This is a genomic window from Lamprobacter sp. (genome assembly GCF_034860625.1).
GTDB lineage: Bacteria > Pseudomonadota > Gammaproteobacteria > Chromatiales > Chromatiaceae > Lamprobacter.
The window spans coordinates 36,162-42,319 of sequence record NZ_JAYESN010000038.1 but is presented as its reverse complement, the minus strand read 5'-3'; the positions used below and the strand labels follow the sequence as shown (position 1 = coordinate 42,319).

Annotated in this window: 8 protein-coding genes and 1 pseudogene; all 9 read right to left on the bottom strand. The window is 58.6% G+C overall.

Annotated elements, in window-relative coordinates; genetic code table 11:
* A partial coding sequence (locus VBE63_RS11915; protein WP_323683246.1) for an AAA family ATPase occupies window positions 1–944 on the bottom strand: 944 nt, incomplete at its 3' end.
* 2,350 nt (window positions 945–3,294) lie between these two features.
* Window positions 3,295–3,609 carry a four helix bundle protein gene (locus VBE63_RS31380; protein WP_416274543.1) on the bottom strand — a complete coding sequence of 105 codons (315 nt, stop codon included), beginning with the start codon at window positions 3,607–3,609 and terminating at the stop codon, window positions 3,295–3,297.
* Window positions 3,610–4,009: 400 nt separating this feature from the next.
* Window positions 4,010–4,270, bottom strand: a pseudogene (locus VBE63_RS31375) (DUF1156 domain-containing protein); the annotation flags it as partial.
* The gene (locus VBE63_RS11905; protein ID WP_323683244.1) at window positions 4,267–4,710 is read right to left on the bottom strand and encodes a type II toxin-antitoxin system VapC family toxin; all 444 of its coding nucleotides are present in this window, start codon (window positions 4,708–4,710) and stop codon (window positions 4,267–4,269) included. The gene VBE63_RS11905 and the pseudogene VBE63_RS31375, both read right to left, overlap by 4 nt.
* Window positions 4,698–4,985: a type II toxin-antitoxin system Phd/YefM family antitoxin gene (locus tag VBE63_RS11900; protein WP_323683243.1), complete on the bottom strand. Its 288-nt coding sequence runs from the start codon at window positions 4,983–4,985 to the stop codon at window positions 4,698–4,700. Before VBE63_RS11900 ends, VBE63_RS11905 begins: the two co-directional genes overlap by 13 nt.
* A gap of 35 nt (window positions 4,986–5,020) precedes the next feature.
* Complete coding sequence (locus tag VBE63_RS11895; RefSeq protein ID WP_323683242.1) at window positions 5,021–5,227, bottom strand: hypothetical protein; 207 nt, start codon at window positions 5,225–5,227, stop codon at window positions 5,021–5,023.
* 1 nt (window position 5,228) lies between these two features.
* Window positions 5,229–5,441: a hypothetical protein gene (locus VBE63_RS11890; RefSeq protein WP_323683241.1), complete on the bottom strand. Its 213-nt coding sequence runs from the start codon at window positions 5,439–5,441 to the stop codon at window positions 5,229–5,231.
* A gap of 30 nt (window positions 5,442–5,471) precedes the next feature.
* A complete protein-coding gene (locus VBE63_RS11885) occupies window positions 5,472–5,708 on the bottom strand; it encodes a toxin-antitoxin system HicB family antitoxin (protein WP_323683240.1) in 237 nt (78 codons plus the stop codon).
* Complete coding sequence (locus VBE63_RS31370; RefSeq protein ID WP_416274542.1) at window positions 5,705–6,115, bottom strand: putative toxin-antitoxin system toxin component, PIN family; 411 nt, start codon at window positions 6,113–6,115, stop codon at window positions 5,705–5,707. The genes VBE63_RS11885 and VBE63_RS31370 overlap by 4 nt, the downstream gene beginning before the upstream one ends.
* Window positions 6,116–6,158 lie beyond the last annotated feature (43 nt).

Sequence of the window (6,158 nt, the reverse complement as noted above, 5' to 3'; positions counted from 1 at the left end):
AGCAAGGTCGGATAGAGCTGATTCTCGGGCTCTTCCACGCACAGCAGCGGACGCGGATCAGGGTCATAGAGTAAGACCAGATACGCGAACAGCTTGATCGTCCCATCGCTGACAGAGCGGTCGATGAACGGATCGGTGAATTGCTCGTTCTGGAAACGCAGGATCAACCGACCATCTTGCGTTAAAACGGGCTCGACATTGCTGACCCCAGGGACTCGATGCTGCATGGCCGAGACGATTTTGGCAAAGCGCTCCGGTTCGTTCTCGAAGAGATTGCGCGCAACGAGCTGTAGATTATCGCCCGTCACCGAAAGATGACTCGATTCACCAATCGCGTCTTTACTGCCTCTAGCAAGATTGATATGGAAATCGGAGACATGCCAATTTTCTAGGAGTTGGCGCAGGGCGTTCGCTGCCTTGAAGCGCTCGAACTGGCCAAGACCCTTGATTGCAAGCGCATCGGGAGCAACCGACTGCTGTTCGCGTTCTGGCGCATCATCCAGCTTGTCGACAGCCTCCTCGTTGCTTACCGCGTAGCCCGTGCCATTGGCAAAATCGATGAAGTGAAACGGAGAGCCATCGCGTCCGCGCTGATAGCGTAAGACCTCGCGTTTGACGACTGGCTTGCGATCATCGAGTCCGATCTTCAGCAGATAGGTCACGAGGCGCTCAACACCGGCGATCTCCATCCGAAAGCACAGCTCGATTTCGATCGATTCACCTAGATCGACATTGCGACTGATGACTTCCTGAAAACCACCGCGTGCTTGCAGCGCCTGGCGGACATTGAAGGTCAGGCAGTCCTTGAGAAAGCCAAAGACATCGAACAGCGTCGATTTCCCGGAACCGTTAGCTCCAACGATAACGCAAAAGCGAGGAATATCGTCGATGCGTGCATCGCGAAAATTCTTAAAGTTCTTGAGTCGAATCGATTCGATTTTCATGACAGCGCCAACCCAATCTGTTCGCCCTGTGATCCAGTCTCATGCGAAGCGTCGACGATGGCGCTCCAGGAGGCGATGAGTTCGTTGTAGGCGCGGGCCTCTTCGGCCCACTTCTTGCGCTCGCAGAGGGTGTAGAGGTGATAGGCGAGCTGGCGGATGTATTCGCTCTGCTCGGGCATCTGGGCGAGCAAGGCACCGGCGGTGCTTTCGCCGTCTTGCTCCAGTCGGCCGATCATCTGATGGCAGGCCTCCCAGACCGGCACCCGATCATCCTGCAGCGGGCTCCAGTCGGCGGGATACTCGGCCCATTTGAACAGCCGCACCTTGCCGCCGCCCGATTCGATCACGCCGGCCTCGCGCACACCGTCGACCGAGGTGCCCTTGGCGCGAGCCAGGGTGTCGGCCTCGCCGAAGGGGCCGGCGCTCCAGCCGTATTGGCTGAACCAGTCGTTGCAGAACAGGGTGTCGGCGTCGAAGCCGCTGCCTTCCGGGTTGAGATAGTCGGAGATGGCGCGGTTGATCATCACCAGGGCGTCGTGGACGCCCATCGGCGAGCCGTCTTGGTTCAACACCGCTTGGTATTTGGAGTAGATGGCCATGCCGGGGCCGATGGCGGCTTGAGCGAGATCGACCGGGGCGATGGGGGATTGGCCGGTCTGGCCGCCGATCATGGTCTCCAGGGCCTCGGGCATCTGCTCGCGCAGTTCGCGTTGGAAGTCGCGGCGGGATATGGAATCGGCGTTGGGATCGCGTTTGCGGCAGACGAGGACGATGGAGGATGCGAGGGCGTTAGTGCCTGAACCGATCATGCGGTTGCCCATCTCCGTGCGCATCGGCCAAGTTCCGTCGATCGAGAAACCGGCCTGAATCACCGCCTCGAGGAAGCTGACCCAGCCAGCGCTGGTGGTGCTGCCCTCCTTTGTTTCTGACTGCTTGAAGGCATAATAGATCGTGGTTGGAAACGCCGGATGGCTTTGATCGGCTAGATTCTCGATCGCACGAGTCATCCCATCCATAAAAAACTTTTCAGCCTTTTCCTTGTTGCCATGGCGGTAGGGTGTCGCAATAAGTTCCTCGGCTTTCGGAACCGCCATGGTCCCGAACAACGTAGGATAGATGTTCTTTAGGGACCGTCGTAACCAGACATAGAAAAAATCAGATAGATCTGCATAGCCAATGTTGTCGTAGTACGGGGGGTCACTCGAGATGACTTTGTGGGTACTCATTATTTGAGACCCAGCATCCGCCTGCTCGGCGAAGGATAATGGCAAGCTGGAGAGCGTTTGGCGTTCAATAACCCGGATAATGCTCCTAAGGCTCGTCTGGAAGTCTCCCGCAGCTTCTCCAAACAAATTATTTTCGGCGAAATCCCATATCATTGGGATCGCCTGTCGACCAAACAGATTACGAACTTGAGTCTTTGTGATTTCCCAACGACACAATGAATTGGCGATGTCTGACAAGCGGCTGACACCAAAACCCAAATAAACCGCCAAAGCATCCCCGTAAGCCGTCGCCCCCATCCCACCTTGATCGATCCCCAACCCATCATCCGCCATGTCCGCTGCCTTGGCATCGGCAATTGCCTTCTCTCGCGCCTCTTGCACGAGATCGGAGAAGGTCGTCAGAGCGAGAAGCTGGCGTGGGGTGAAGTAATCGCCGAAGGTCCTGAAACCATAGATTCGGCCTTGGGCATTACTAGCCCAGGTTCCACGGCTAGGAGTTTCCGGTTTCCAGCTGGGTTGAGCGGTTTCAGCGAGTTCTACTTGTTCAGCAATAGGGCTCAGATAAACACGCCCTCTCTTGCCCTCTGCGACAATTGCCATAAGCCGTTGCGACATCCTTCCAACATTCGCCTCATCGTCAATGTAGGCGTAGGTCATAGCGCTATTCGAGCAGAGACAACGGAAGCTGCCTCGACTGACCTTGGTGCCTTCCTGCGCCTCAGCCAGCGGCGTCCCAACCCGTACCTCAAACCGATACTGATCCCCCTCCACCACCGGCTCCACCCAAGCCTCCTTGCCCTTCTTGCTCGACAGCACGAAGCTCGACGCCAACGGCACATCGACATGGCTGAACGCCGGGTTCGGACTCTTCACCGTCCGCGCCCAGAGCCAGGCGATCACCGTCAGCGACTGCCCCTCGTAGAGCTTCAGATCGGGCCGCTTGGCGACCATCGCTGGCGTGATCTCGACCTTGGGATACAGATGCCCGATGCGCTTGAAGGCCTCTTCGCGCATCCAGTGCCCATAGCGGCGCACGTCTTCGGCAAGCCCGGTCGCACCCGGCCAGGGGGAAGAAAAGAGTTGAGAGGAGTGAGGAGTGAGTTCAGAGGAGTGAGGGGGCAGTTTTAGCGGCGGTGTTTGCGGCGCAGGGTTGTGAGGATTCGGCTGGTTTCGTCCAATAGGCCCCTGAGGATCTGCGTCTCCTCCTCCGGGAACCAACCGATCTGCTCGCAGAGTGTCAGCAACGTCTCCGTCTCCGCGAGTGATCCTTGCGCAATCGCTAGAAACTGCATCTTCTCCCGATCCGACTCCCGCGTCCAACCCTCGGCGATGTTCGCCGGAATTGAGACCACCGCCCGCGTGATCTGCGAGCGCATCCCGTAGGTCTCCTCTCTCGGCAACCTTGGCACCAGACGATAGACCGCCCTTGCCGCCAACATCGCCTTCTGCCAAACAATCGCCTCCCGATAATGCATGCCACTCACTCCTCACTCCTCTCAACTCACTCCTCACCTCAGGTCCGACCGGCGCACGCCCCGCGAACTTGGGCGGGATCTCGATCATCGCCTTGTTGATCATCACCGCGACCGGGTTCAGGTCGCTGGCGTAGGCCTCCAGGCCCAGGCGCTGCGCCTCCAACGGCAGCGACCCACCACCGGCGAAGGGATCATGGAAGGCCGGCAGCTTGTCGGGGTTGAACAGCTCGGCGGCCTGCGGATGGTCGCGGTTCAACTGGCAGGTCTCGCGCCAACTCTCGCGGATGGCCTCTCGGGCGCGTTCGAGCACCTCCTCGTTGTTGGTGTTCTCCCACTTGACCAGGTCGCGGAGGATGGCAAACAGCTTCTCGCGCTTGATCTCGGCCTCTTGCTTGTTGACGCCGTATTTGAAGCCACCGTCCTGCTGATAGCCGGGGTCATTGACCATCTGCGCGAAGATCACCGCCCGCGCTGCGGCGAGTGGTCGCCGCGCCCACCACAGATGCAGGGTGCTCGGATGCCCGTGGCGGATCGATTTCTCGCGCGATGCGGCGGCGTTGATGTCGTCGAGCGGCAGGGCGACTTCGATCAGCTTTTTGGGGGATTTGATGGTTGGTGTTGTCACGCGCTTATATCCGTTTCGTTCTCGAACCAGTTGTCGATGCGCAAGCCATTGAAATCGCGAAAGTCATTGACGTTCCGGGTGACCAAGATGCAGTCGTTGACGGCGGCGATGGCGGCGATCTCGGAATCGGGATACGCGGGCGTCTTGCCGGCCTTGCTCAGGCGCGCGCGCTCGGCGGCTTGCCAGTGCGCGGCGCGCTCATCGAAGCTCAGGATCGGCATGGTGGGCCTGAGGCGTTTGAAGAGATAGTCCTCGATCTGATCGCGACGGCGCCCCGGCGTCAGTCGAAACATCCCATAGAGCAGCTCCTGCCAGGTGATCGCACAGAGGGCCAGGGCGCGGCTGTGTTGGCGTAAGCCCTCAAGCACGGCGGCATTCGGGTGCTTGACCAGTGGCTCGGACAGGATGTTGGTATCGAGCAGGTAGGTTAATCCGGCCATGCGAACTCGCGGGGCGGCTGGCGATCGCGCCAGGCGTCGATCTCCTGCGCAGTCCAGTCGATGGGCTGAAAGTCAGGATCGGCACGCATTGCCTGAATCTGATCCCAGAAGTTTGGCGGATCGACGCTTTGGCAGAGACGGGTATAGGCATCTTCGGAGACGAGTACCGCCACAGGCTTGCCCCGACGGGTGATCCGAATCGCTTCACCGCGTTCAGCGCGTTGAATGAGTTGCGTCAGATGGGTCTTGGCCTCGGCGATAGAAGTATCAGGCATGGGTCAGATTCCTTATAGTCATCAAGATGGCCATCCTAGGCAGGGCCTTGTGCCGTTGTCCATCGTTCGGCCCGCGTCAGTCGGTAGAGTTGATGCGGACCTTGCAGCGCCCGACCCAACTCGCGCGGGTCATCATGCTCGGTCAGTCGCTCCATAAATGCGACCAACCGCTGTTGCACTGGACGATCCAGCTTCGCCAGCTCACGCTTAGCGCGCGGCTTTAGGGCAATCTGCCAGGGCATCTTAGAGCCCCAGTTCGCGCTTCACTTCCTCCAGCGAAATTGGCTGTTCGCCATCATTGAGGGCGGCCAGTGCGTCGCTAAGATCCTTGGCGTCTTCCAGATAATGCTCCACCAGGGCGGCAACCAGTTGTTCTGGAGTCTGGCCCTGAAACCTGGCTAATCCAGCCAGTGCAGTGGCCGCCTGATCAGGGATGTGAACGCTTAGATTCGTCATGCGCGACCCCGCAATGGGCGTGGATGTTGATCAAAGCTCGTCGCCAGGCAATGGCGCCACATCAGGTGAGGAATCCAAAAAGCGCTGATAAGCAGCACGATCGCCACGAGCGCCTCTTTTTTGTAAATGCTCAATTGTCATGATCGCGCTTATCTTCTCGGCAGCAGCGGATGAGAGCAATTGGTCGACGGTAATGCCTTGATCCTGGGCGATTTGCCTCAGTCGACCAGCAAGACTATCCGGAATATTAATCGTCAGGGTGCTCATGCCATCGTCTCCAATCGTCTCAACAAGAGGCCGGGAGGTAGAGGCTCAATCCCCCACCGCTCGACCCCTCTAAAATCGCGAAGGTTATGGGTAACGATGTACCGGCAACTTGCGGCAACTGCAAGCTCCAGCACAAAGTCGTCGTCAGGGTCCACGAGAACAGGTCGCCACCGATAGTAAATCTCTTGCAAGTGGCTGATTGAAATGAGGTAGTCGAGAAAGTCATCGACCTCCCTCGGCAGTCTTCCCGCCAAATTCTCACGACGAAGCAAGGTCGCTCGATATTCCTCGAACAAGGGCACCGACAGCGCAGGTTGAATCCGTGCGTCGGGAAGTAACGACATCAGCGCGCGAGATGCCCCATAACGAGATCGCGCGGCAGCCACAAGCACACTGGTATCAAGCACAACTCTCACGTTAGGCGCCTCTCAGCCTTGTCGCCAGGTGCGA